This window comes from Qipengyuania gaetbuli (genome assembly GCF_009827315.1).
GTDB classification, from domain to species: domain Bacteria; phylum Pseudomonadota; class Alphaproteobacteria; order Sphingomonadales; family Sphingomonadaceae; genus Qipengyuania; species Qipengyuania gaetbuli.
In genome coordinates, this window is the sequence record NZ_WTYF01000004.1 from 1,489,831 (window position 1) to 1,512,462 (window position 22,632).

Here is a 22,632-nt window from a genome sequence, read left to right on the forward strand (position 1 = left end):
TCAGGCGGCTTCGTCCGCCGCGTCGAGGCCATAGGCGGTGTGGAGCACGCGCACGGCGAGTTCGGTCTCGTCCTCGTCGATCATCACGCTGACCTTGATTTCCGAGGTGGTGATGGCCTGGATGTTGATCCCGCGGTCGGCCAGCGCCTGGAACATGGTCGCGGCGACGCCCGCGTGGCTCTTCATGCCGACGCCGACGACACTGATCTTGGCGATCTTGCTGTCGGTGATGAGGCGGTTGTAGCCGATCTCGTCACGCTTGTCCTCGAGCAGCGCCTGCGCGCGGGCAAGGTCCGCCTGGGGCACGGTGAAGGTCACGTCGGTCTCGCCCTTGTCGCGGCCCACGTTCTGGATGATCATGTCGACGTTGATGCCGGCCTTGGCCAGCGGGTCGAAGATATGGGCAACCGCGCCAGGCTTGTCGGGCACGCGGGTGAGGATCACCTTGGCCTCGTTCTTGTCGTGTGCGATGCCGGTCACGTGCTGGCGTTCCATTTCGCCCTTCTCCACCAGTTCGTTCATTTCCTCTTCCGACACGATCATCGTGCCCGGAAGCTCGTCTGCAGGGATGGCGTCGTCGCCCACGAAGCTGGAAAGGACCTGCACGCGCACGCCTTCCTTCATCGCGAGGCCGACGGAGCGCGTCTGGAGCACCTTGGCCCCCACGCTCGCCAGTTCGAGCATTTCTTCGTAGGTCACCGCCTTCAGCTTCCTCGCCTTGGCGACGATACGGGGGTCGGTGGTGTAGACGCCGTCGACGTCGGTATAGATGTCGCAGCGATCCGCCTTCACCGCCGCTGCCACGGCCACCGCCGAGGTGTCCGATCCGCCGCGACCCAGCGTGGTCACCCGGCCGGTTTCGGCAAGGCCCTGGAAGCCGGGAATGACGGCAATCTCGCCGCGCTCCATCGAGGCAATGACCTCGTCCGCGTCGATACCCTCGATGCGCGCCTTGGCATGCGCCTCAATGGTGCGGATCGGCAGTTGCCAGCCTAGCCAGCTGCGCGCCTTGCAGCCGAGCGACTGAAGCGTGAGCGCGAGCAGGCCGCTCGTCACCTGTTCGCCGCTGGCGACGACCACGTCGTATTCGGCCGGGTCGTAGAGCGCGTTCGCCTCGCGGCAGAAGTTCACTAGCCGGTCGGTCTCGCCCGCCATCGCGCTGACGACCACCGCGACCTGGTTGCCGCCCGCCGCCTGCTTGCGCACGAGATTGGCCACGCGCCGGATGCGTTCGGTCCCCGCCATGGAGGTGCCGCCGAATTTCATCACGATACGGGCCAAGCCGATAGTCTCCGTGCTGGAATGCTCGAGAACAGGCTGCTAGCCACCCCTCATGAGCGATGCAACAACCGTCACGCCAAGCAATACTTCAGGCGGCCAAACGATCCGGCCCGAAGAGGCCGCCCATTTCGGCAAGCTGGCGAAGGACTGGTGGGACCCGAAGGGGTCTTCCGCCATGCTCCACAAGCTCAATCCCGTGCGCCTCGGCTTCCTGCGCGAGGCGATCGACATCCACTGGGCAGGCGACGTGCGCAACACCCGCCCGCTTGCCGGCAAGAGCGCGCTCGACGTCGGCTGCGGCGCGGGCCTCCTGTGCGAGCCGCTGGCGCGCATGGGAGCGGCAGTAACCGGCGTCGATGCCGCGCCCGAGAACGTGGCCGCCGCTGCAATCCATGCCGAAGGCGTGGGCCTCGACATCCGCTACATAGCCGGCGAGATCGGCCAGCAGGACCTGGGGGCCTTCGATCTCGTCACCTCGATGGAGGTGGTGGAACACGTCGCGGACAAGCGCGCCTTCCTCGCCCAGCTTGCCGCCCGGCTCGCCCCCGGCGGACTGATGGTGCTGTCCACCCCCAACCGCACCCCGCAATCGCGCCTCCTCATGATCGGGGCGGCGGAAGGTGTCGGGCTCATCCCCAAGGGCACCCATCACTGGGACGATTTCGTCACGCCAGAGGAACTCGCCGACCTGCTGGAGAGCGTCGGCCTCGTCATGGGCGAACCGCGCGGCATCGCCTTTTCGCCGATGAAGGGCCTGCACCTGTCGGCCGACCTCTCGCTCAATTACATCGTGACCGCGCGCGCGGCCTAGTCGTTGGCCTGGCCTTCCTCGGGCACCTCATCCCAGGGGCGGTAGTAGAGTTCGGCGCATTCCCCGGCCAGCACGCCGCCGACCAGTTCGAGATCGTCCTTGTAGGCATCGGCCACGAAGTCGAGCGTCGAGAGATGGCGGTCCTCGAAGTACATTTCGTGCACCTCTCCGCGGCCCGCGCCGTAGACGATGCGGCTCACCCCCGCCCAGATGCTGGCGAAGGTGCACATGCCGCAGGGCTGGAGCGTGGAATAGAGCGTCGCACCCTCGATCCGCATGTCGCCATGCGCCTTGCCGGCCGCGCGCAGCGTTACCACTTCGGCATGGGCCGTGGCATCCCAGCATTCGGCGGTCCGGTTGACCCCGCGGGCAACCTCCTTGCCATCAAGCACCAGGATGGCGGCAATCGGCGTATCGGCGGGATCGGTGCCCTTTTCCGCCACCGCATGATCGCGCGCGGCGCGTATCCAGTCCTCGTCGCTCTTCATGATGAAGGCCCGCAAACCACGGGTGTTAACCGGCTATTGAGGATACCTGCGTATGCTAACCCGGTCATGCTCAAGAAGCTTCTCCTGTGCGCCGCGATCGCCCTGGGCCTGCTTTACGGGTCCGGCAGCAATCTGGGCGCCGTCAAACGGCAGATCACCAGCGCCGCCAACGACAATGCGCGCGCCGTGACGCAGGGTGACAATGGCGACTGGGGCAACGAGAGCGGTTACTGAAGCGCCGCTGCCCAATCGCCTTGCGAGAAGCCAACCAGCAGCCCGCCATCGTGTTCCACGACGGGTCGCTTGATCATGCTGGGATGCTCCACCATCAGCGCGATCGCGCGGTCCCGGTCGATGCCGTCTTTCTGCTCGTCGGGTAGCTTGCGGAAAGTCGTGCCGCGCCGGTTGAGCAGCACTTCCCACCCCGCCGCATCGACCCACTGCGCAAGACGGGCAGGATCGGCCCCTTCTTTCTTGTAGTCGTGGAAGACGTAGTCGATGCCCGCCTCCTCCAGCCACTTGCGGGCCTTCTTGACGGTGTCGCAATTGGGAATGCCGTAGAGCTGGATGGTCATAAGCCCCTTCCTACAGGGTGGAACACTTGGAACACGGTCCAGGACGAAAATCCCTTGGACCCGGAAAACCGCCCGTTTCCGGCCATTCCGGGCCGTTCAGGGGCGATTGCGGCGCCTGCCTAACGCGAGGTCGGCGTGTAGGAAAGATGCGCGTCCGCTATAGCCACGGCGAGCGCATCGGCTGCATCGGCCCCGGTGATCTGCGCGCCGGGCAGCAGCACCTTTAGCATGGCCTGAACCTGCGCCTTTTCGGCCCCGCCGGTGCCCACGACCGCCTTCTTGACCAGCCGCGCGGCATGTTCGTTTACCGCCAGACCTGCCGCCCCGCAGGCCGCCAGAACGCAGCCGCGGGCCTGCGCCAGCTTGAGCGTCGATTGCGGGTTCTTGTTGAGGAACACTTCTTCCGCCGCCGCGCGGTCGGGCCGGTAGTCCGCGATCACGCCTGCCAGCGCCGCCTGCAGCGCGGCAAGCCGCTGGGCCATAGGCGCCTTCGCATCGGTCGGCACCTGCCCGTTGGCGATGTGCGAAATGCGGCTGCCCTCGGCCCGGATCACGCCCCAGCCGGTGCAGGAAAGCGAAGGGTCGAGGCCGAGGATCAGCACGCGCGGGCCGTCACAGCTTGAGGCCGAGGCGCCGCCCCAGCTGGATCATCGCGAAATAGAGCACGACGGTAAGGATGCAGCCGGCTGCCAGCGCGACCCAGAAATTGTCGCCCTGCCGCAGCATCAGCGGGATCGCGAGGAACATCGGCAGGCTGGGCAGGACGTACCAGAAGGTCGCCTGCGCATGCACTGCCATGTTCTCCGCGTCGGGTCGCTCGAACCATAGGAAGATCATGCCCAGCACCGAGACCAGCGGGAGCGAGGCGATGATCGCTGCCGTTGCCGGCAGGCGGCGCCCGACCTCGGCGATCGCCGCGATCATCACGCCGGCCAGCACGGCCTTGGCGATGAAGCTCCAGCTCAGCCGAGCTTCTCCATGATCTCGTCCGAGATCTCGTAATTGCCCCAGACGGTCTGCACATCGTCATCGTCGTCGAGCGCATCGACCAGCTTCAGGAGGGTGCCGGCGCTGCCTTCGTCCATGTCGACAGTGATGTTGGGCTTCCACGCGAGCTTGACGTTTTCCGCCTCGCCCAGCGCCTTTTCGAGGTCCGTTGCGACCTGGTGGAGATCGTCGGCGGCGGTCCAGATGGTGTGGCCGTCCTCGCTGCTTTCCACGTCCTGCGCACCGGCTTCGATGGCGGCTTCGAGGACCTTTTCCTCGTCGCCCGCGCTCGCCGGGTACTCGATCAGGCCGAGGCGTTCGAACCCGTGCTGCACGCTGCCTTCGGTACCGAGGTTGCCGCCGTTCTTGCTGAAAGCGGTGCGCACGGCAGTGGCGGTGCGGTTGCGGTTGTCGGTCAGCGCTTCGACGATCAGGGCGACGCCTGCCGGGCCGTAGCCTTCGTAGCGCACTTCCTCGTAGTTCTCGCCGTCATTGGCCGATGCCTTGTCGATCGCGCGCTGGATATTGTCCTTGGGCATCGACTGGGCCTTGGCGGCGTTCACTGCCAGGCGCAGGCGCGGGTTCATGTCCGGGTCGGGCATGCCCATCTTCGCGGCCACGGTGATTTCGCGGCTGAGCTTCGAAAACAGGTTGGAGCGCTTCTTGTCCTGCGCACCCTTGCGATGCATGATGTTCTTGAATTTGGAATGGCCGGCCATGGCTGACGATCTGCCTTGCTTGGGAATGGGTTGAATCGCCGCGTCCCTTAGCCCTTGTCGCACCGCGCCGACAAGCCTTGCGGACAGGCACATCATTTGTGAATCCGCCTATTCAATGCCGGTTCATGGCCAAAGCTGTACAAGTCATGACATTCGCTGGCAGATTGTCTTGGGGAAAGGGCAGGCTGCACCATGAAAACCAAATCGTGTAAGCTCATCGCCAAGACGCGAAAGGACCGAGCCATGACTACCCGCAAGCAGGGTTTGGGGCGCACGCTCAAGCTGGCCTCCGTACCCGTAATCCTCGCAAGCCTTGCCGCCTGCGCCACGCCGTTCAAGGCCGACGTGACCCGCTTCGAAACGCAGCTTCCCGCCCCCACGGGCGAGAGCTTCTTCGTGGTGGCGGACGATCCGGCACTGGCCGGCGGTCTCGAATTTTCCATGTACGCCGACCAGGTCGAAGCGCAGATGGAGCGTCTCGGCTATGCGCAGGCCGCATCGGCCGATGCCGCCACCCTGCTGGTCCGGTTCGACTACGGCGTCGATAAGGGCCGCGAACGCGTGCGCACCACCGGCTTTGCCGACCCGTTCTACGACCCGTGGTACGGCTATCGCGGCTACTACGGCTCGCGCTACTATCGCACCCGCGCGGGCTTCTACCGGCCGCGCTATCTCGGCAGCCGCTGGGGCTTCGGCTTCTACGACCCGTGGTTCGGCAGCCCCGAGGTGACCAGCTACACCGTCTATACCAGCGGCATCGACATGAAGATCGACCGCGCCGCGACGGGCGAGCGGCTGTTCGAAGGCAAGGCGCAGGCCCTGTCGACCTCGAACCGCCTGCAGTACCTGGTGCCGAACCTGGTCGAGGCCATGTTCACCGACTTCCCCGGCAATTCGGGCGAAACGGTGCGCATCTCGATCAAGCCGGAAAAGTAACAGTCCGCCGCTCCATTTGAGCGGACCGGTATCGCCTCCCCGACGGGAGGCACACGAAGGGCGGCCATGGATCGGGCCGCCCTTTTCGTATCCCCTTCAGCCGCGCGCCGCGATCCGGTGGGCAGCGGCGATAGAGGCGGTGAACAAGACGGCTTCGAAGAGGATGGTCCCCGTGCCGAGCGCGGGCGAACCCAGACCGTCGAGCAGTAGGCGCGAATCGGGAAAGCGGCCCTGCAGTTCGTAAAGGCTTCCGGCAAACAGGCGCCCACCGGCAATCGCGATGAGCGCACCTGCCGCAAGGCCGGCGGCGAGCGTGCCTGCCGATCTGGCGACAACGCTGGCCCGTGACCGCACGAGTGCCGCGCCCGTACCGGTGGCCAGCCCCAGCACCAATCCTTCGAACAGACCTGTGACCTGCCCCAGCGACTGGCCCGTCAGCAAGGCCACCCCGTCGAGGCTTAGCACCTTGCCGAAACCGCCGACGACGAGGCCGCCCAGCCCCGCCCCCGCGACCAGCCAGAGCGATTTTTCAGGCCGCAGCATACGCGCGGCTGCCATGCCCAGCCCGATGCCCGCCCCGCCCAGCACGCCGAGGCACGCTGCCAGAAGTGCGAGGAGCAGCGCCGCCTGTCCGCTCCCGCTCGCCGCGATACCGTAGACAAGGCCGCCGATCATGCCCGCTGCCCCGCCGCCCAGCGTCGTCGCCCCGGCGAGGCGGCCGGCATCGCTGCGTGCCGCGGTCGGCGCGGGTCGCCGATGCGACGGTGCGCCTTCATCGACCTCGCACAGGAAGCGGTAGCCGTGCTTGGGCACAGTCTGGATGAAGCGCGGGGCCGAAGCCTCGTCCTCTAGCGCGCGGCGCAGCGTGCGTACGCACTGGGTCAGCGCCTCGTCGGTCACGGGGATGCCCTGCCAGACCTCGTCCATGAAGCGGTCCTTGGTGACGAGCGCGCCGCGCGCCTCGACCAGCAGGACCAGCGCGTCGAAATAGCGGCTGCCCAGTTCCACCGGCTCGCCCGCGCGCGCCAGCCGGCGGTTCGCCAGGTCGAGCGTGAAAGCGTCGAACCGCAGGATGTCACGTTTGTCTCCCATCGCCAGACGCTTAGGCGATGGGGCAGGCATGATGAAGGGTTTCAGTGATTGCTCACGAATTGCTCATGCCGCTCATCACCGTTTCGGGCAGGCCGCAGTCATTGCTACACAAGGACCAACGACCATGACCCAAGAAACGATTAAGAGCCGCGGCTGGCTGAACGGCTGGCGCATTGCCGGATGGGGCGCGCTGCTGGCGCTGCTCGCCCTGCCCGCCATCGCTATGCAATTCACCGCAGAGGTCCAGTGGACGCCAATGGACTTCGTGTTCGCAGGCGTCCTGCTCACCGCGCTCGGCACGGGTTTCGAGCTGGCGGTCCGGTTCGGCGGGGCGGGTGCCAAGGGGATCGGCATGGCGATTGCCTCGCTCGCGGGCTTCCTCACTGTCTGGGCCAATGCCGCGGTGGGCTTCATCGGGCACGAGGGCGAGCTGGTGAATGCAGGCTTCACGCTGCTGGTGGTCGCCGGCGCGCTCGTCAGCCTTGCCGTGTGGTTCCGCCCTTCGGTGATGCGCTGGATCATGGGCGCGATTGCGCTGGGCCAGCCGTTGCTGGGCGTGGCCGCGCTATGGATGATGCCGGGCCACGCGGTCGAATGGGGCATCCTGGTGATTTTCGCAGGGCTGTGGGGCGCAGCGGCGCTGTGCTTCCACCGCGCGCACCTGCGCACGGCAGGATAAGCCGTCAGGCGAGTTTCGCGTGTCCGCCGGTGGAGCCGAAACCGCCGGCGCCGCGGCTGGTATCGTCGAGTTCCTCGACCTCGTCCCAGGCGGCCTGGACCACCGGGGCGAGCACCAGCTGCGCGATGCGGTCGCCGCGCGCGATAGCGAAATTGTCAGGCCCGTGGTTGATCAGGATGACCTTCAGCTCGCCGCGATAGTCGCTGTCGATCGTGCCCGGCGTATTGGGCACGGTGATGCCGTGCTTGAGCGCGAGGCCCGAGCGCGGGCGGACCTGGATTTCGAAGCCTTCGGGGATCGCCATGGCAAGGCCGGTCGCGACCGCATGGCGCTGACCGGGCTTGAGCGTCACCGCTTCGGCAGAGAGCACGTCCATGCCCGCTGCCCCGCCGGTTGCGTAATGCGGAAGGTCGAGGCCGTGCCCGTGGGGCAGGCGCTTCACCTTCACGCCGACCGGATCACTCATGCTCGTCCTCTTCCGCGGTCTCGACCAGTGCCTCGGCGGCGCGGCGCACCAGTTCGCGGGCAACGTCGTCCTTGGCCATTTCGGGCAGGCTTTCGACGCCCTTGCTGGTGACGATGTGGACCTGGTTCAGATCGCCGCCCATCACGCTTTCGCCCACGGCGCCCGACACGTTGTTGGCGATGATCCAGTCCGCGCCTTTGCGCTTGCGCTTGGTCTTGGCGTTCTCGACCACGTTTTCCGTCTCGGCGGCAAAGCCGATGAGGAGGTGCGGACGCTTGCGGCCCGCAGCCACGGCGGCGAGGATATCGGGGTTTTCGGCAAGGATGAGCGCCGGCGGGGCGGAGCCGCGCTTCTTCATCTTCTCGTTGGCGACGTGCTTGCTCTTCCAGTCGGCCACGGCGGCAACCATGAAGGCGGCATCGGCGGGCAGCGCATTGCGCACTTCCTCGGCCATGTCTTCTGCCGTCTCGACATCGATGCGGTCGACACCCGGAGGGGTCGGCAGGTGGACGGGACCCGCGATCAGCGTGACGCGCGCGCCTGCGGCAGCGGCCATGGCGGCAATCGCGAAGCCCTGCTTCCCGCTCGAACGGTTGGCGATGTAGCGCACCGGATCGATCGGCTCGCGCGTCGGGCCTGCGGTGACCAGCACGTGCTTGCCGTAAAGCGGGCGGTGTTCGGGATCGGGATCGAATTCGGGCTGGCCGGCAAGCGGGGAGTCGTCGAAATCGACTTCCTGCGTCTGCACGTCGTCCGCGACCGGCTGCGGCATGGCGCGTGCGTCCTTGCGCGCGACCGTGTGATTGAGTGCTTCGGGATCGATCGGCGGTGCGGCTGCGGCCCCGCCCTTCTTGGCGAGCAGCGGCCCGGCAAGGTCGGGATCGATCTCGGTATTCTCGACCAGCGCCTCGGCATCGAGCATTTCGGGCTCGGGAAGGTCTTCGAGCTCTTCGTATTCCTGCTCGATTTCCTCGTGCGTGCGCTTGGCGGTGGAACGCGGGATTATCATCGACAGCAGGCCGCCAAGCCCGCCGCCGGTCTTCTCCAGCTCTTCCTCTTCTTCGGGCTCGAGCGCCTCGATCTCGGGCTCGGCGTCCGCTTTCTTCTTCTTGGAAGCGGGCGGGGCGAGCTGCGGCGCGGGCGCGGCCAGTTCGGGCAGGTCGATGTCGATTTCGAGCTCGGCCGCGATCTTCTGCAGGATGGCGACCGGTTCGGGCAGGCGGCCGGGGCCGAATTCGCCGCAGGCCATCGGGCCTTCGTCCGGGTCCATCACGCGCACGCCTGCCTGGCGCAGCCAGTCGGCATTGCGCTGGGTGGCGGAATGCTCCCACATCTTCACGTTCATCGCGGGCACGGTCAGCACCGGCTTGTCAGTCGCGAGGATCAGCGTGGTAGCAAGGTCGTCCGCAATGCCCGCCGCCATCTTGGCGAGCAGGTCCGCCGTGGCGGGACACACGACCACGAGGTCGGCATCGCGCGAAAGCTGGATATGGCCCATCTCGACCTCGTCCTTGAGATCGAAGAGCGAGGTATAGACCTTCTTGCCCGACAGCGCGGCGAGCGCCATCGGCGTGACGAACTGCTGGCCGCCTTCGGTCAGCACGCAGGTCACTTCGCCGCCCGCCTTGCGGATCAGGCGCACGAGTTCGCACGACTTGTAGGCCGCGATACCGCCGCCGATGACGAGCAGGATCCTGGGCCCGCTCACGCGCGCATCTCCGTCTCGATGGTCCTGCGCGGCGTCCGCGCTGATCGGCTGGTGCATTCCCATTGCGTCATCGTTGCGCTTGCTAGCGCCCCCTGTCCGTCATTGCCAGCACGCAAAACGCGCGCGATTGCCCGAATACCCATGGCACCCTATGGTTTAAAAAAAGGAAACGGAGGGGTTTCGCAGATGAATTTCATTCTCGCATCGCTGATCGCGCTGGGCGCATTGCTCGACCTGGTGCTGGGCGTCAGCTTTCTCGTCGACCCGGCGCTGGCCGGTGTCGACTTCGGCCTGACGGCAACAGGCGCGATGGGATTGTCCGCCATGCGCGGCGATTTCACCGCCTTCTTCCTCGTCTCGGCCATCTTCATGGGCTGGGGTGCGTGGAAGCGGCGCGGCGACGTGCTGCTACCCGCACTGATGCTGTTCGCCATCGCCTTTACCGGGCGGCTGGTGAACCTGTTCGTGGTCGGGACCTATGACGGCTGGTGGCAGCCGATGACGGTCGAGGCGCTCCACATTGCAGTGCTGGCCTTCGCCATGCTGCAGTGGCGGGGCAATCCGGCCTAGCCGATCCAGCCCTGCGCGGCGGCCAGCCAGCCGGCCAGTCCGGCGCCTGCCGCCACCACGAGGTAGCCGAGCAGCCCGCGACCGCGTTCGCGGCGCGCGCGCCGTTCCCACATCAGTTCGACTTCGGGCAGCGGGGGCGGTTCGGGCGCCCCGCCCTTGGGCGGATAGCGTTCCTCGATCCGGCGGACGAGTTCGGGAATGCGCAGCAGCGTTTCCGTGTCGGTCCTGATGCGGTCGGCAATCGCCGCTTCCGGCCCCAATTCGTCGCGGATCCAGCTGCGCACGTAAGGCGCGCTGGTGTCCCACATGTTGATCTGCGGGTTGAGCTGGGTGGCGATGCCTTCGACCATCACCATGGTCTTTTGCAGCAGCAGCAAATGCGGCTGGGTCTGCATGTCGAAATCGCGCGTGATGGCGAACAGCCCGTCGAGCATCTGGCCGACCGACAATTCGCTCACCGGCTTGCCGCGCATGGGTTCGCCCACCGCCCTCAGCGCCGTCGCGAACTCGTCGACATTGTGATAGCTCGGCACGTATTGCGCCTCGAAATGGATTTCGGCGACGCGTTTGTAATTGCCCGTGGTCAGGCCGTAGAGGATTTCCGCCAGCCACATCCGCGCCTGCCGGTCGATGCGGCCCATGATGCCGAAATCGATCGCCGCGATGGTGCCGTCCGCTTTCACGAACAGGTTACCCTGGTGCATGTCGGCATGGAAGAAACCGGCCGCGATCGCCTGCTTCAGGAAGGCTAGGACGAGGCGGCTGGCCAGTTCTTCGGTATCGTGACCGGCGGCCTTCAGCGCCTCGACATTGCTGATCTTGATGCCATCGATCCAGTCGACCGTCATCACCCGGCCATTGGTTCGATCCCAGTCGATGCCGGGGATCTCGTAGCCCTCCGTGCCGACCATGTGCTCGGCCAGTTCGGAAGCCGAGGCCGCTTCGCGCCGCAGGTCGAGTTCGCGATTGGTCCAGCGCTTGAAATTGGCGATGACGAGCCGCGGGCGCAGGCGGGCTGCCTCGCCGCCCATCGCCTCGACATGGGCGGCGGCCCATTCGTAGGTGTCGATGTCCTTGGCGAACTGTTCGCGCACGCCCGGGCGCAGCACCTTGACCGCGACCTGCCGGCCTTCGGTCGTGACCGCGCGGTGGACCTGCGCGATGGACGCCGCACCCACGGGCACGGGGTCGAATTCGGAATAGAGGCTTTCGAGCGGCTGCTCGAAACTTGCCTCGATGCTCGCCTTGATCTTGTCGAAACCGACCGGCGGCAGGTCATCCTGCAGTTTCAACAAATTGCGCGCGGCATCCTCGCCCACGAGATCGGGACGGGTCGCCAGCGTCTGGCCGAGCTTGATCGCAGCCGGGCCGATGTCGCGGAAGGCGCCTGCGTAATCCGGCTGGCGCGATTTGATCGTGCCGATGCTGAACAGGGCAATCAGGCGCTTCACCGGAGGCGGGGTGTTCGGATCGTTCTGGATACCGCGAAGGGCACCGTGGCGCGCGAGAATGCGCGCCCAACGACCTAGTCGCCAGATATGCGTTGCGGGGCGTGCCACCCTTAGACTTTCCACCCCGAATGGATCGCGACGAGGCCGCCCATGATCGGCTCGACCCGCGTATTCACGAAGCCTGCGTCACGGATCATGCCTTCGAAAGCGGGCATGTCGGGGAAGCGGCGGATCGATTCGATGAGGTAGCGGTAGCTGTCCTCGTCGCCCGCGATAGCCTTGCCGATCTGCGGCACCAGCTTGTGCGAATAGAGGTCATAGGCTTCCTTGAAGCCGGGCCATTCGACAGTCGAGAATTCGAGGCAGTAAAAGCGCCCGCCGTATTTCAGCACGCGGTGCGCCTCTTTTAGCGCCTTGTCGATGTGGGTGACGTTCCGGATGCCGAAGGCGATGGTGTAGGCATCGAAGATCCGGCTGGAGAAGGTCAGTTCCTCGGCGTTCTGGCGGCTCCAGACGAGGCCGTCGATCCCGCGCTCCATCGCGCGTTCGATGCCGACGTCGAGCATGTCCTGGTTGATGTCGGACACGGTGACGCTGGCGCCCTTGGCGGCCATGCGGAAGGCGATGTCGCCCGTGCCGCCCGCCATGTCGAGAATCGCTTCGCCCGGCTGCGGCTTCACGCGCTTGACGAAGCGGTCCTTCCACAACCGGTGCATGCCCGCGCTCATCGCGTCGTTCATGATGTCGTATTTGGCGGCGACATTGGAAAAGACCTCGCCCACGCGGCCGGTCTTCTCGCTGGCGTCGATGTCTTCGTAGCCGAAGGAAACGGTGTCGTTCATGGGGGCGTGCCTTAGGGGGAATTGAGCGGAGCGCAAAGGGTGTTAGAGGGGTTTTCATGCCCGAGTTACCTGAAGTCGAAACAACGGTGCGCGGCCTTGCGCGGTTCCTCGAGGGCGAGACGATCACCCGCGTGGTGGTCAACCGCCCCGACATGCGCCGCCCCTTCCCCGCAGATCTGGTGCAGGCGCTGACCGGCGCGAGCGTGACGCACCTGTCGCGCCGGGCGAAATACGGCCTCGTCCATACCAGCCGCGACCATGCGATGGTGTTCCACCTCGGCATGAGCGGGCGCTGGCGGATCGATCCCGGCGAGGACGACAAGCACGACCATCTAGTTCTCGAGACGGCGGGTCACCGCTTTGCGCTGAACGACCCGCGCCGCTTCGGCTCGGTGGACCTGATGACCAATAGCGAACTGGTGACGTGGAAACCCTTCGCCGCGCTCGGGCCGGAACCGCTGGGCGATGCGCTGACCGCCGAACATCTGCGCGAGGAAACGCGCGGGCGAAAACAGGCGATTAAGCTGCTGCTATTGGACCAGCGGATCGTGGCAGGCCTCGGCAATATCTACGTTTGCGAGGCGCTGTGGCGCAGCGGCATCCATCCGGGGAAGGCCGGCGGCAAGGTGACCATGCCGCAATTGCGCCGCCTCGTCCCTGCCATCCGGGAGGTGCTCGAACAGTCGATCCGCGATGGCGGCAGCACCTTGCGCGATTTCGCCCAGCCCGACGGCAACCTGGGCTATTTCGCCACCCGCTTCAGCGTCTACGGCCGCGAGGGCGAGCCCTGCCACCGCGAGGACGGCGGCACCATCCGGCGTATCGTGCAGGGCGGGCGGAGCACGTGGTTCTGCCCGGTTTGTCAGAGGTGAATGGTTTCGTGGGGCGCTAAATTTTGGGGGGAGCCTCGTCGGGGATCTCTTCGTCGCCACGAGGACTGCCGAAGAAAATATCGGTTAGTTCGCCGAGGAAACCGTGGAACACCTTCCAAACGAACCAAAATAGAAAACCAAACGCTACCATTCCCAAGCCACCGAGCGCGTCTTTTTCGGTATAACCCCACCCGAAACCGAAGAGGAAATCACTTGCCGCGGCCATGGTCAATATGGCGGCCAGAGCAATCCACGCCGGAATGAAGAACTTGCCGAAAGTGCCGATCGATCGATGGCGCCGTTGAGCGTCGGTCTCCATGCTTGTCCGCCTCACAAATCCAGCGCTGCATACTCCCGCGGCGGGGGCAGGCCTTCCATCTTCTCGCTCAGAAGCGGGCGGAAACTCGGGCGGCTCTTCATGACCATGTACCAGTCGTGCGCCTGGTCGTGGCCCTTCCAGTCGATCGCGCCGAGGTAGTCGACCACCGACAATTGCGCCGCGCAGGCGAGGTCGGCGAGGCTGAGCGTCGGCCCTGCAAGCCATTGCCGCGTGTCGACCAGCCAGTCGATATAGTCGAGGTGGCCGTGCAGCAGCTTGCCCATCTCGCGCAGCACGCGCCCGTCGGGCGACTGGCGCAGGACGAGGCGCTTCTTCATCTTCTCGTGCAGCGCGGGCGCGGTGACGTCGCCGTAGAGGTTCTCGTCGAACAGGCTCACCAGCCGGCGGATTTCCGCGCGCTGGAGGGCATTGCCCGAGATCATCGGGTTGCGATCGACCGTTTCCTCGAAGAATTCGCAGATCGCCTGGCTGTCGCTCAATGCGACGCGGCGACCCGGGTCATGGAGGACCGGCGTGCGTCCGGCGGGATTGAGGTGCCACAAGGCATCGCGCGCCTCCCACGGGTTTTCCCGCACGAGTTCATAGGCGATCGACTTTTCGCCCATCAGCAAACGCAGCTTGCGGCTGAAGGGACACAGGGGGAATTGGTGGAGCTGCCACATGCTTCACCGCCTATGCGACAGCAGCGCGCGCCCGTCCACCTGGCAGGCGCATTTTGGCGGAAATTTACCCGTGGATCAGCGCTGGGGCGGCAGAGCCTGTTCGAAGCGCTTGGCCATGGCACGCAATTCGGGGGCCATCGCCTCCATCGCGCCGGCCAGCGCGCCCATGGCTTCCATGGCGCGGGGCAGGTTCTTCTCGATCTCTGCCGGCACGCGCGAGGAGCCGGGCGCGAGCGAGCGGATCGTCGTGCCCCTGTCCATCGCCGGCGCTTCCTCGCCCGCGATATCGGCCAGTGCCTCGGTCAGCGGGGCGATCGGCAGGTCGAGCAGCACTTCGCCCATGGCGCGCGCCATCATTGCCAGTTCCTGCTGGCGCACGGGGTCCGAAAGCTTGTCCGACATCTGCTCGAGCGAGGTGCCTTCCGCCTCTTCGGGCGTCAGCAGCTCGGCATCCTGCGCAAGGGCGGGAAGCGGCATGACAGCGGCAAGGATGGCGATCGGAATAAGGCGCATGGAATGTCCCCGTGGTTCTGCGACGCGGGCGTGGTAGGCGCGCCGCGCTGAGCCAAAGCTGAACGCGCGCGCTTAAAGGCCCGAGGCGTCGAGCATCAGCAGGCAGGCGGGCATGACCGCGTGAAGCGAGGCGGGATCGCTGCCCAGCGCCGCGCCTTCAGCCATCACCAGAGCGCGCATTGCCTCGCGGTCGGCGCCGGTCTCGTCCATCAGCCGCGCGGTCGAGCGCACGAAGAATTCCAGCCCGCGCTCTTTCAGGTCAGGATAGCGGGCCATGGCCTCGTCCCCTTCGGCCTGTCCGCGCGCAACGATGGCGAAAGCGGCCCCGCAGCGCACCGAGGCCTGCTGCGCGGCATCGAGCTGCGGCGGTGCGGACGCATCCTGCGCGGCAAGCGGGGTAGCAAGGCCGAGGGCGGCGATAAGGGCGAGCTTGTTCATGCCTGCCGCCCTACCCGCTTGCCGATGAACCGCAAGCAACTTGGCTTGCAGCGGGTGCGCCCCGCTCCTAACCACGCGGGCGAAAAGGAGATTCGATCCATGAAAACCCGTGCCGCCGTCGCCTTCGAAGCCAAGCAGCCGCTCGAAATCGTCGAGCTTGACCTCGAAGGCCCCAAGGCGGGCGAGGTGCTGGTGGAAATCATGGCGACCGGCATCTGCCACACCGATGCCTATACGCTCGACGGGCTGGACAGCGAGGGGATCTTCCCCAGCGTGCTGGGCCACGAAGGCTGCGGCGTGGTGCGCGAAGTCGGCGCAGGCGTTACCTCTGTGAAGGCGGGCGACCATGTGATCCCGCTCTACACGCCCGAATGCCGCCAGTGCAAAATGTGCCTGTCGGGCAAGACGAACCTGTGCAGCGCGATCCGCGAAACGCAGGGCAAGGGCCTGATGCCCGACGGGACCACGCGCTTTTCCTACAACGGCAAGCCGATCTACCACTACATGGGCTGTTCGACCTTTTCGAACTTCACCGTGCTGCCCGAAATCGCGGTCGCGAAGATCCGCGAAGACGCGCCCTTCGACACCACCTGCTATATCGGCTGCGGGGTCACCACCGGCGTCGGCGCAGTGGTCAACACAGCGCAGGTCAAGCCGGGCGACAATGTCGTGGTCTTCGGCCTCGGCGGGATCGGTTTGAACGTCATCCAGGGCGCGAAACTGGCCGGCGCCGACCGCATCGTGGGCGTCGACATAAACAATTCGAAGGAAGAATGGGGCCGCAAGTTCGGCATGACCGACTTCGTCAACCCCAAGGACGTCGGCAATGTCGTCGAAACGCTGGTCAACATGCTCGACGGCGGGGCGGATTACAGCTTCGACTGCACCGGCAACACCGCGGTCATGCGCGATGCGCTGGAATGCTGCCACAAGGGTTGGGGCACCAGCATCATCATCGGCGTGGCGGAAGCCGGCAAGACGATCGAGACGCGCCCCTTCCAGCTGGTTACGGGCCGCAACTGGCGCGGCACCGCGTTCGGCGGGGCCAAGGGCCGCACCGACGTGCCCAAGATCGTCGACTGGTACATGAACGGCAAGATCGCCATCGACCCGATGATCACCCACCGCCTGAGCCTGGAAGAAATCAACAAGGGCTTCGACCTGATGCACGCCGGCGAAAGCATCCGTGCGGTCGTGGTCTATTGATGCCCGCCAAGGTCAATCTCGACGACAAGTTCGGGCAGTTCACCGAGCAGTGGGCGCCCCGCATTGCGGCGCGTTTCAACGGCAACGAGGTGCGCCTGTGCAAGGTCGAGGGCGAGTATCACTGGCATAGCCACCCCGACACGGACGAGCTGTTCCTGGTGATCGAGGGCGCGCTGGAAATCGACTTTCGCGAAAGGACCGAAACGCTCGGCCCCGGCGAGATGATCGTCGTGCCGCGCGGCACCGAGCACCGTCCCCGCGCACCGCATGGCGAAGCAAAGCTCTTCGTCATGGACACCGAGGGCACGCCCAATTCGGGCGATCATGCCACGGCAAAGGTCGCGGTCGACATCTGAGCGCTTGCACGCCCTGCCACCGCGCTTAAGGTGGCGAATCGAAACCTAAGGGAGAGAGCCCATGTACAGTCACATGATGGTCGGTTCGAACGACATCGACCGGTCGAAGAAGTTCTACGATGCGACCTTCAAGGCCATCGGCGGCCGCGAAGGCATCGTCGATGAAAAGGGTCGCCTGATCTACCTCCACAATGGCGGCGCGTTCCTCGTCACCAAGCCGATCGACGGCGAACCGGCCACGGCCGGTAACGGCTGCACCGTCGGCATCGGCATGACCCCCGAACAGGCCGATGCCTGGCACGCGGCCGGCGTCGCAGCAGGCGGCACCGCGATCGAAGACCCGCCGGGCGTTCGCGGCGAAGGCACACCCAATGCCATGTATCTCGCCTACCTGCGCGATCCCGACGGCAACAAGCTGTGCGCGTTGCACCGCATGGGTTGAGCGGGCTTCGGTGTTCAATCACCTGACCATCGGCGCGAGCGACATCGAGCGCTCGCGCCGTTTCTATGATGCGACCTTCGCCGCAATCGGCGGCCCTGCGGCGCAGGACGATCCCAAGGGCCGGCTGGTCTATCGCCATGACGGCGGCGTGCTGGTCGTCGGCAAGCCGATCAACGGCGAGCCGCCTACGGTGGCGAATGGCAATACCATCGGCTTCAGGGTCGCCAGCTCGCAAATGGTGGACGCCTGGCACGAAGCCGGATGCGCCAATGGCGGCATGACGGTCGAGGACCCGCCGGGGCCCCGCTCCAGCCCCTTTGGCGAGATGTATCTTGCCTACCTGCGCGATCCAGACGGGCACAAGCTGTGCGGGGTATGCTGGCTGTGATGCGCGGCGAAGAAGGCCTGCGTACAGACCTCGCGGCGCTCGCAATCCCCTTCGCCGAGCACGAGCACGAAGCGGTCTTTACCGTCGAGCAGAGCCGCCATGTCGATGCCGGGATACCCGGCGCGCATACCAAGAACCTGTTCCTTAAAGACGCCAAGGGGGTCTTCTGGCTGGTCACCGTGCCGGCCGAGGCGCGCGTCGACCTGAAGGCCCTGCCCGGTGCCATCGGCTGCAAGCGGGTGAGCTTCGGCAAGGCGGACGACATGGAGCGGTTGATCGGCATTGCGCCCGGCTCCGTCACCCCGCTCGCCATGATCAATGCAGAACCGGGCAGCGTGACCTGCGTGATCGAGGCCGGTCTTGCTGCCGCATCCCGCATAAACGTCCACCCGCTTCGCAACACCGCGACGCTGGGGCTGTCCGGCGCTGACGTCTTGCGGCTGATCGGACATTGGGGCCATGCGCCGCGCGTCGCCGAAATCCCGGTGCAGGAGTCCGCATGACGCTCGAATATTTATCGCAGAACCGGGCCTTCGACGGCGACCAGTTCGTCCTCTCGCACCATTCCGACGCTACGGGGACGGAAATGACCTTCTCGGTCTATGTCCCGCCGCACCTGCCCGGCGTGAAGCTGCCGGTGCTGTGGTATCTTTCCGGCCTGACCTGCACCCACGCGAACGTGACCGAAAAGGGCGAGTATCGCCGTGCGTGTGCCGAACACGGCATCGTCTTCGTGGCCCCGGACACCTCTCCGCGTGGAGAGGACGTGCCCGATGCGCCGGACGAATACGACTTCGGCAAGGGCGCAGGCTTCTATGTCGATGCGACGCAAGACCCTTGGAGCCGCCATTACCGGATGCGCAGCTATCTCGAGATCGAGCTGCCACAGGTGGTCGCGAGCGAATTCCCTGTCGACCTGTCGCGCCAGGCGATTACCGGCCACTCGATGGGCGGGCACGGCGCGCTCACCATCGGCTTGCGCGATCCGGCGCGGTTCCGCTCCATCAGCGCCTTCAGCCCGATCGTTTCGCCCAGCCGTGTGCCGTGGGGCGAGAAGGCGCTGTCACGCTATCTGGGCGACGACCGCGACGCATGGCGCGCCTATGACGCGGTCGCGCTGATCGAGGACGGCGCGCGGCACGACCATATCCTGGTGGACCAGGGCACGGCGGACCAGTTCCTCGAGGAACAGCTGAAGACGGGCGCGCTTTCGCTCGCCTGCGCCAAGGCCGGCATGTCGCCGGAGATCAGGATGCAGGAGGGCTACGACCACTCCTACTACTTCATCTCCAGCTTCATGGCCGACCACATCGCCTGGCACGCGGCGCGGCTGGGCTGAGCCCTCCTAGAAGGAATATTTCGCCGACAGCTGCAGTTTCTGCAGATTGCCCGAGGTGCCGTTTTCGAGCGTTCTTTTGGCGTACATGTACTCCAGCCCGATATCGACCGGCCGCACGGGCGAGTAGATGATGTTGGCGAACACGTTCCAGCTCTCGTCGGTCACCGCGCCGGTGGTCAGCAGGACCGGGTTGTCGGCCTTGAAATAGGACCCCGCCACGCTGGAGCGCAGCTTGTCCGACCACAGGTGGCGGTAGGCGGCAAAGCCCGAATAGGTGAAGATCGGGTCGAGGTCGCCATCGAGGTCGAGCGCGGCATCGTTGACGATGTTGAGCCCGATGTAGCGACCCAGGCCGTCGCCGACCGTGCCCATGAAGCGCAGATCGTCCCGCTCGCCCAAAGCCAGCTTGCCCGACACGCTGAGGCCGTAGCCGATCGCGCTGTCGCCGTCGGAGCCGAGGTCGTCGTCGGAAATGCGCAAATTGCGCAGGATGCCGGCGGCGGTCACGCTGCCCCAGTCGCCCGAGAAGTTATAGCGCGCCACGAAATCGGGAAGCGTGTCGTCCCCGCCCAGCACGCGCCCGCCCGCCGGCGTGGTCACGGTCGTCTCGGGCTGTTCGGCAGCGAGCATTAGGCCGCCGCTGGTGTAGCGGATCATCGGCTGGCGCACGAAGACCGTGCCCGGCGTCGTGCCGATGAAGTCGAGGCTGTCCGGCAGCGCGCCCACGTTCTGGAAGGTCGACCAGGCCTGGCCGAACAGCCAGTTGTCGTAAGTGATGAAGGCCTGCCGCAGGCGCGGTTCGTAGCTGTTCGAAATCCGCTCGTCCCCGCCCGGCGTGACCATGAAGTCGAGCTCGATCTGCGAATTGAGCGTGTGTTCCGCGCCGACGTCGGTCGCGGTCTTGAAGATCAGGCGCGACTGGCGGGCGTTGTAATCGGTGTCCCAGCCGGACCCGTCCCCGCCCACGGGGATCGCCCCGGGAATGAGGAAATCGCGCACGATATTGCCGCTGTCTACCTGCCCGCCGCTGGTGCGCTGCGAGATCGCGTCGAACTTGACGTAGCCGGCATAGGAAATGGTCGTGTTGCCCACACGGAAGCCCTTGTCTTCCTGCTTCTTGGGCTCGTCGATCTGGGCGGCGAGTTCGGCCTGGCGCGCCTGCAGCGCCTTCGTTTCGGCCAGCGCCTGCTGCGTGGCGGCGACAGCTTCGGCCTGCTGGCTTTCCATCTGCCCCTTTTGCGCATCGAGCCGTTCGACCAGTTGCATCACCAGCGCTTCCAGCCGGTCGAGCCGCTGCTCTACATCCGCATCCTGCGCCGCTGCCGGTGCAGCTGCCATGCACGTACCCGCCAGCAGGCCTGCACGCAGTACGGTCCTCATTCCCCTCATCGCCATCGCAGCCTCCCTCGCTGTCATTTCAGGCAAGTATGGGCTGCAAGACGCCGCGAAGGGTATGAGCGGATGGTCGTAAGACCTTCGTCTGAAAGCGCGAGGGGGCCTTGTGCTGCTATCACGAAGGTGAAGGGAGACGACCCATGCTCAATGCCGTCCAGCGCCTCGATACGGCCCGCGAAACCAACTGCACGCCGGAAATGTACGAGCAGCTCTATCGCCGCTCGGTAGAGGATCCGGACGGCTTCTGGCTCGAACAGGCCAAGCGCCTCGAATGGGTCACGCCCCCGACCAAAGGCGGCGATTGGTCGTATGATCCGGTCGGTATCGAGTGGTTTGCCGACGGCACGCTCAACCTGTGCCACAATGCCGTCGACCGCCATGTCGAGGCGGGCCGCGGCGATGCCACCGCGCTGATCTTCGAGCCGGACGATCCGGCAACCCCGGGCCGCAGCCTGACCTATGCGGAGCTTCGCGGCGAGGTCGTGCGCATGGCGAATGCGCTCAAGGCGATAGGCGTCAAGCGCGGCGACCGCGTGACCATCTACATGCCGATGATCGTCGAAGGCGTGCTCGCCATGCTGGCCTGCGCCCGCCTCGGCGCGATCCATTCGGTGGTCTTCGGAGGCTTCTCTCCCGAGGCGCTGGCCGGCCGAATCGAAGGCTGTGCCAGCCGCTTCGTCGTCACCGCCGATGAAGGCCTGCGCGGATCGAAGCGCGTGCCGCTGAAGGCCAATGTCGATGCCGCGCTGGCCGAACCCGATCACGACACGCCGATCGACGGCATGCTGGTCGTGCGCCACACCGGCACCGAGGTCACCATGACTGAGGGGCGCGACCACTGGTATCACGAGCTCGCCAGCGACGAGGAATGCCCGTGCGAGCCGATGGGCGCGGAAGACCCGCTGTTCATCCTCTACACCTCCGGTTCGACCGGCAAGCCCAAGGGCGTGGTGCACACCACCGGCGGCTACGGCGTGTGGACGGCGACCACCTTCAGCTATGTCTTCGACTATCGCCCGGGCGAGGTGTTCTGGTGCACCGCCGATATCGGCTGGATCACGGGCCACAGCTACATAGCCTACGGCCCCCTGCTGAACGGGGCGACGCAGGTGGTGTTCGAGGGCGTGCCCAACTACCCCGACCACGGCCGGTTCTGGGACGTGGTGGACAAGCACCAGGTCAACTTCCTCTACACCGCCCCCACCGCGATCCGCGCGCTGATGCGCGAGGGCGATGCATTCGTGACCAGCCGAAATCGTTCGTCGCTCCGCCTGCTCGGCACGGTGGGCGAGCCGATCAATCCGGAAGCCTGGCGCTGGTATTTCGACGTGGTCGGCGAGAAGCGCTGCCCGATCGTCGACACCTGGTGGCAGACGGAAACCGGCGGCGTGATGATCACGACGCTGCCCAATGCCCACGACATGAAGCCGGGCAGCGCAGGCAAGCCCTTCTTCGGGATCCGTCCGCAGCTGGTCGACAATGACGGCGCGGTTCTGGAGGGCGCGACCGAGGGCAATCTGTGCATCACGCACAGCTGGCCGGGGCAGGCGCGCACGGTCTACGGCGATCACGAGCGCTTCGAGCAGACCTATTTCAGCACCTACAAGGGCAAGTACTTCACCGGCGACGGCTGCAAGCGCGACGAGGACGGATACTACTGGATCACAGGCCGCGTGGACGATGTCATCAACGTCTCCGGCCACCGCATGGGCACGGCCGAGGTCGAAAGCGCCTTGGTCAGCCATGCCAAGGTGAGCGAGGCGGCGGTCGTCGGCTACCCGCACGACATCAAGGGCCAGGGTATCTATTGCTACGTCACGCTCAACGCGGGCGAGGAAGGTTCCGATGCCCTCTATGCAGAACTGCGCGGCCATGTGCGCAAGGAGATCGGCCCGATCGCCTCGCCCGACCACATCCAGTTCACCGACGGCCTGCCCAAGACGCGCAGCGGCAAGATCATGCGGCGCATCTTGAGGAAGATCGCGGAGAACGATTACGGCTCGCTCGGGGATACCTCCACGCTGGCCGATCCAAGCCTGGTTGATCGTTTGATCGAAGGACGGCAGAACCGCTGAC

29 protein-coding genes are annotated in these 22,632 nt (G+C 65.8%); 13 read left to right on the top strand and 16 right to left on the bottom strand.

Annotated features, from left to right (window positions below):
• Positions 1-1,281, bottom strand: coding sequence for an aspartate kinase (locus GRI42_RS09770; protein ID WP_160608314.1), 1,281 nt, complete (start codon positions 1,279-1,281; stop codon positions 1-3).
• A gap of 52 nt (positions 1,282-1,333) precedes the next feature.
• On the opposite strand from GRI42_RS09770, the gene ubiG reads away from it, so the two are divergent.
• Complete coding sequence (gene ubiG, locus GRI42_RS09775; protein WP_160608315.1) at positions 1,334-2,092, top strand: bifunctional 2-polyprenyl-6-hydroxyphenol methylase/3-demethylubiquinol 3-O-methyltransferase UbiG; 759 nt, start codon at positions 1,334-1,336, stop codon at positions 2,090-2,092.
• On the opposite strand, the gene GRI42_RS09780 is transcribed toward ubiG, so the two are convergent.
• On the bottom strand, positions 2,089-2,580 hold the full coding sequence (locus GRI42_RS09780; RefSeq protein ID WP_160608316.1) for a nucleoside deaminase: 492 nt from the start codon (positions 2,578-2,580) through the stop codon (positions 2,089-2,091). The two genes, ubiG and GRI42_RS09780, sit on opposite strands and share 4 nt — an antisense overlap.
• A gap of 66 nt (positions 2,581-2,646) precedes the next feature.
• Between GRI42_RS09780 and GRI42_RS09785 the strand changes: the two genes are divergently transcribed.
• The gene (locus tag GRI42_RS09785; RefSeq protein WP_160608317.1) at positions 2,647-2,814 is read left to right on the top strand and encodes a hypothetical protein; all 168 of its coding nucleotides are present in this window, start codon (positions 2,647-2,649) and stop codon (positions 2,812-2,814) included.
• On the opposite strand, the gene GRI42_RS09790 is transcribed toward GRI42_RS09785, so the two are convergent.
• The 4 genes from GRI42_RS09790 to GRI42_RS09805 all read right to left on the bottom strand — a co-directional run bounded on the left by GRI42_RS09790 (position 2,808) and on the right by GRI42_RS09805 (position 4,861).
• Positions 2,808-3,155 carry an ArsC family reductase gene (locus tag GRI42_RS09790; RefSeq protein WP_160608318.1) on the bottom strand — a complete coding sequence of 116 codons (348 nt, stop codon included), beginning with the start codon at positions 3,153-3,155 and terminating at the stop codon, positions 2,808-2,810. The two genes, GRI42_RS09785 and GRI42_RS09790, sit on opposite strands and share 7 nt — an antisense overlap.
• 119 nt (positions 3,156-3,274) lie before the next feature.
• Positions 3,275-3,757 (bottom strand): crossover junction endodeoxyribonuclease RuvC, encoded by a 483-nt coding sequence (gene ruvC / locus GRI42_RS09795; RefSeq protein WP_160608319.1) that lies wholly within the window; start codon positions 3,755-3,757, stop codon positions 3,275-3,277.
• A 10-nt stretch (positions 3,758-3,767) separates the two neighbouring features.
• Positions 3,768-4,121, bottom strand: a complete 354-nt coding sequence (locus GRI42_RS09800; protein ID WP_267904409.1) for a DUF3147 family protein — start codon at positions 4,119-4,121, stop codon at positions 3,768-3,770.
• Positions 4,118-4,861, bottom strand: coding sequence for a YebC/PmpR family DNA-binding transcriptional regulator (locus tag GRI42_RS09805; protein WP_160608321.1), 744 nt, complete (start codon positions 4,859-4,861; stop codon positions 4,118-4,120). The genes GRI42_RS09800 and GRI42_RS09805 overlap by 4 nt, the downstream gene beginning before the upstream one ends.
• A gap of 243 nt (positions 4,862-5,104) precedes the next feature.
• On the opposite strand from GRI42_RS09805, the gene GRI42_RS09810 reads away from it, so the two are divergent.
• Positions 5,105-5,797, top strand: coding sequence for a DUF4136 domain-containing protein (locus GRI42_RS09810; protein WP_160608322.1), 693 nt, complete (start codon positions 5,105-5,107; stop codon positions 5,795-5,797).
• Between the two features lie 96 nt (positions 5,798-5,893).
• Here GRI42_RS09810 and GRI42_RS09815 read toward each other — a convergent pair whose 3' ends face one another.
• On the bottom strand, positions 5,894-6,889 hold the full coding sequence (locus GRI42_RS09815) for a winged helix-turn-helix domain-containing protein (RefSeq protein ID WP_160608323.1): 996 nt from the start codon (positions 6,887-6,889) through the stop codon (positions 5,894-5,896).
• 124 nt (positions 6,890-7,013) lie between these two features.
• Here GRI42_RS09815 and GRI42_RS09820 point away from each other — a divergent pair, with 124 nt between their 5' ends.
• The gene (locus GRI42_RS09820; RefSeq protein ID WP_160608324.1) at positions 7,014-7,568 is read left to right on the top strand and encodes a hypothetical protein; all 555 of its coding nucleotides are present in this window, start codon (positions 7,014-7,016) and stop codon (positions 7,566-7,568) included.
• Between the two features lie 4 nt (positions 7,569-7,572).
• Here GRI42_RS09820 and dut read toward each other — a convergent pair whose 3' ends face one another.
• Positions 7,573-8,034 (bottom strand): dUTP diphosphatase, encoded by a 462-nt coding sequence (gene dut, locus GRI42_RS09825; RefSeq protein ID WP_160608325.1) that lies wholly within the window; start codon positions 8,032-8,034, stop codon positions 7,573-7,575.
• Positions 8,027-9,799: a bifunctional phosphopantothenoylcysteine decarboxylase/phosphopantothenate synthase gene (locus GRI42_RS09830; RefSeq protein ID WP_234034022.1), complete on the bottom strand. Its 1,773-nt coding sequence runs from the start codon at positions 9,797-9,799 to the stop codon at positions 8,027-8,029. The genes dut and GRI42_RS09830 overlap by 8 nt, the downstream gene beginning before the upstream one ends.
• Positions 9,800-9,928: 129 nt before the next feature.
• On the opposite strand from GRI42_RS09830, the gene GRI42_RS09835 reads away from it, so the two are divergent.
• Complete coding sequence (locus tag GRI42_RS09835; protein ID WP_160608327.1) at positions 9,929-10,312, top strand: hypothetical protein; 384 nt, start codon at positions 9,929-9,931, stop codon at positions 10,310-10,312.
• On the opposite strand, the gene ubiB is transcribed toward GRI42_RS09835, so the two are convergent.
• On the bottom strand, positions 10,309-11,871 hold the full coding sequence (gene ubiB, locus GRI42_RS09840; RefSeq protein ID WP_160608328.1) for a 2-polyprenylphenol 6-hydroxylase: 1,563 nt from the start codon (positions 11,869-11,871) through the stop codon (positions 10,309-10,311). The two genes, GRI42_RS09835 and ubiB, sit on opposite strands and share 4 nt — an antisense overlap.
• Positions 11,872-11,873: 2 nt before the next feature.
• Positions 11,874-12,605: a class I SAM-dependent methyltransferase gene (locus GRI42_RS09845; RefSeq protein ID WP_160608329.1), complete on the bottom strand. Its 732-nt coding sequence runs from the start codon at positions 12,603-12,605 to the stop codon at positions 11,874-11,876.
• Positions 12,606-12,661: 56 nt separating this feature from the next.
• Here GRI42_RS09845 and mutM point away from each other — a divergent pair, with 56 nt between their 5' ends.
• Positions 12,662-13,477 carry a bifunctional DNA-formamidopyrimidine glycosylase/DNA-(apurinic or apyrimidinic site) lyase gene (gene mutM / locus GRI42_RS09850; protein ID WP_160608330.1) on the top strand — a complete coding sequence of 272 codons (816 nt, stop codon included), beginning with the start codon at positions 12,662-12,664 and terminating at the stop codon, positions 13,475-13,477.
• Between the two features lie 16 nt (positions 13,478-13,493).
• Here mutM and GRI42_RS09855 read toward each other — a convergent pair whose 3' ends face one another.
• The 4 genes from GRI42_RS09855 to GRI42_RS09870 form a co-directional block, all read right to left on the bottom strand.
• A complete protein-coding gene (locus GRI42_RS09855; protein WP_160608331.1) occupies positions 13,494-13,796 on the bottom strand; it encodes a hypothetical protein in 303 nt (100 codons plus the stop codon).
• Positions 13,797-13,807: 11 nt separating this feature from the next.
• Entirely contained in the window at positions 13,808-14,479 is a 672-nt protein-coding gene (locus GRI42_RS09860; protein ID WP_160608332.1) for a glutathione S-transferase family protein, read from the bottom strand.
• Positions 14,480-14,554: 75 nt separating this feature from the next.
• A complete protein-coding gene (locus GRI42_RS09865; RefSeq protein ID WP_160608333.1) occupies positions 14,555-14,992 on the bottom strand; it encodes a hypothetical protein in 438 nt (145 codons plus the stop codon).
• A gap of 72 nt (positions 14,993-15,064) precedes the next feature.
• Entirely contained in the window at positions 15,065-15,430 is a 366-nt protein-coding gene (locus GRI42_RS09870) for a hypothetical protein (RefSeq protein WP_160608334.1), read from the bottom strand.
• Between the two features lie 99 nt (positions 15,431-15,529).
• Between GRI42_RS09870 and GRI42_RS09875 the strand changes: the two genes are divergently transcribed.
• The 6 genes from GRI42_RS09875 to fghA all read left to right on the top strand — a co-directional run bounded on the left by GRI42_RS09875 (position 15,530) and on the right by fghA (position 19,161).
• Entirely contained in the window at positions 15,530-16,636 is a 1,107-nt protein-coding gene (locus tag GRI42_RS09875) for an S-(hydroxymethyl)glutathione dehydrogenase/class III alcohol dehydrogenase (RefSeq protein ID WP_160608335.1), read from the top strand.
• On the top strand, positions 16,636-16,992 hold the full coding sequence (locus tag GRI42_RS09880; RefSeq protein ID WP_160608336.1) for a cupin domain-containing protein: 357 nt from the start codon (positions 16,636-16,638) through the stop codon (positions 16,990-16,992). The genes GRI42_RS09875 and GRI42_RS09880 overlap by 1 nt, the downstream gene beginning before the upstream one ends.
• A gap of 61 nt (positions 16,993-17,053) precedes the next feature.
• Entirely contained in the window at positions 17,054-17,434 is a 381-nt protein-coding gene (locus GRI42_RS09885) for a VOC family protein (protein WP_160608337.1), read from the top strand.
• Positions 17,435-17,444: 10 nt separating this feature from the next.
• Complete coding sequence (locus GRI42_RS09890) at positions 17,445-17,822, top strand: VOC family protein (protein ID WP_160608338.1); 378 nt, start codon at positions 17,445-17,447, stop codon at positions 17,820-17,822.
• On the top strand, positions 17,810-18,325 hold the full coding sequence (locus GRI42_RS09895) for a prolyl-tRNA synthetase associated domain-containing protein (protein ID WP_407692159.1): 516 nt from the start codon (positions 17,810-17,812) through the stop codon (positions 18,323-18,325). The genes GRI42_RS09890 and GRI42_RS09895 overlap by 13 nt, the downstream gene beginning before the upstream one ends.
• On the top strand, positions 18,322-19,161 hold the full coding sequence (fghA, locus tag GRI42_RS09900; protein WP_160608339.1) for an S-formylglutathione hydrolase: 840 nt from the start codon (positions 18,322-18,324) through the stop codon (positions 19,159-19,161). Before GRI42_RS09895 ends, fghA begins: the two co-directional genes overlap by 4 nt.
• Positions 19,162-19,167: 6 nt before the next feature.
• On the opposite strand, the gene GRI42_RS09905 is transcribed toward fghA, so the two are convergent.
• Positions 19,168-20,541, bottom strand: a complete 1,374-nt coding sequence (locus GRI42_RS09905) for a DcaP family trimeric outer membrane transporter (RefSeq protein WP_160609169.1) — start codon at positions 20,539-20,541, stop codon at positions 19,168-19,170.
• Positions 20,542-20,696: 155 nt separating this feature from the next.
• Between GRI42_RS09905 and acs the strand changes: the two genes are divergently transcribed.
• Positions 20,697-22,631, top strand: a complete 1,935-nt coding sequence (gene acs, locus GRI42_RS09910; protein ID WP_160608340.1) for an acetate--CoA ligase — start codon at positions 20,697-20,699, stop codon at positions 22,629-22,631.
• Position 22,632 lies beyond the last annotated feature (1 nt).

Coding starts and splice junctions, on each gene's coding strand:
- GRI42_RS09805 (WP_160608321.1), bottom strand. CDS start 4,861: ATGGCCGGCCATTCCAAATTCAAGAACATCATGCATCGCAAGGGTGCG.
- GRI42_RS09855 (WP_160608331.1), bottom strand. CDS start 13,796: ATGGAGACCGACGCTCAACGGCGCCATCGATCGATCGGCACTTTCGGC.
- GRI42_RS09860 (WP_160608332.1), bottom strand. CDS start 14,479: ATGTGGCAGCTCCACCAATTCCCCCTGTGTCCCTTCAGCCGCAAGCTG.
- fghA (WP_160608339.1), top strand. CDS start 18,322: ATGACGCTCGAATATTTATCGCAGAACCGGGCCTTCGACGGCGACCAG.
- GRI42_RS09885 (WP_160608337.1), top strand. CDS start 17,054: ATGTACAGTCACATGATGGTCGGTTCGAACGACATCGACCGGTCGAAG.
- GRI42_RS09880 (WP_160608336.1), top strand. CDS start 16,636: ATGCCCGCCAAGGTCAATCTCGACGACAAGTTCGGGCAGTTCACCGAG.
- GRI42_RS09865 (WP_160608333.1), bottom strand. CDS start 14,992: ATGCGCCTTATTCCGATCGCCATCCTTGCCGCTGTCATGCCGCTTCCC.
- GRI42_RS09820 (WP_160608324.1), top strand. CDS start 7,014: ATGACCCAAGAAACGATTAAGAGCCGCGGCTGGCTGAACGGCTGGCGC.
- GRI42_RS09905 (WP_160609169.1), bottom strand. CDS start 20,541: ATGAGGACCGTACTGCGTGCAGGCCTGCTGGCGGGTACGTGCATGGCA.
- GRI42_RS09780 (WP_160608316.1), bottom strand. CDS start 2,580: ATGAAGAGCGACGAGGACTGGATACGCGCCGCGCGCGATCATGCGGTG.
- mutM (WP_160608330.1), top strand. CDS start 12,662: ATGCCCGAGTTACCTGAAGTCGAAACAACGGTGCGCGGCCTTGCGCGG.
- dut (WP_160608325.1), bottom strand. CDS start 8,034: ATGAGTGATCCGGTCGGCGTGAAGGTGAAGCGCCTGCCCCACGGGCAC.
- GRI42_RS09835 (WP_160608327.1), top strand. CDS start 9,929: ATGAATTTCATTCTCGCATCGCTGATCGCGCTGGGCGCATTGCTCGAC.
- GRI42_RS09810 (WP_160608322.1), top strand. CDS start 5,105: ATGACTACCCGCAAGCAGGGTTTGGGGCGCACGCTCAAGCTGGCCTCC.
- GRI42_RS09870 (WP_160608334.1), bottom strand. CDS start 15,430: ATGAACAAGCTCGCCCTTATCGCCGCCCTCGGCCTTGCTACCCCGCTT.
- GRI42_RS09790 (WP_160608318.1), bottom strand. CDS start 3,155: ATGACCATCCAGCTCTACGGCATTCCCAATTGCGACACCGTCAAGAAG.
- GRI42_RS09875 (WP_160608335.1), top strand. CDS start 15,530: ATGAAAACCCGTGCCGCCGTCGCCTTCGAAGCCAAGCAGCCGCTCGAA.
- GRI42_RS09845 (WP_160608329.1), bottom strand. CDS start 12,605: ATGAACGACACCGTTTCCTTCGGCTACGAAGACATCGACGCCAGCGAG.
- GRI42_RS09895 (WP_407692159.1), top strand. CDS start 17,810: ATGCTGGCTGTGATGCGCGGCGAAGAAGGCCTGCGTACAGACCTCGCG.
- acs (WP_160608340.1), top strand. CDS start 20,697: ATGCTCAATGCCGTCCAGCGCCTCGATACGGCCCGCGAAACCAACTGC.
- GRI42_RS09830 (WP_234034022.1), bottom strand. CDS start 9,799: ATGCACCAGCCGATCAGCGCGGACGCCGCGCAGGACCATCGAGACGGA.
- GRI42_RS09785 (WP_160608317.1), top strand. CDS start 2,647: ATGCTCAAGAAGCTTCTCCTGTGCGCCGCGATCGCCCTGGGCCTGCTT.
- ubiG (WP_160608315.1), top strand. CDS start 1,334: ATGAGCGATGCAACAACCGTCACGCCAAGCAATACTTCAGGCGGCCAA.
- GRI42_RS09815 (WP_160608323.1), bottom strand. CDS start 6,889: ATGGGAGACAAACGTGACATCCTGCGGTTCGACGCTTTCACGCTCGAC.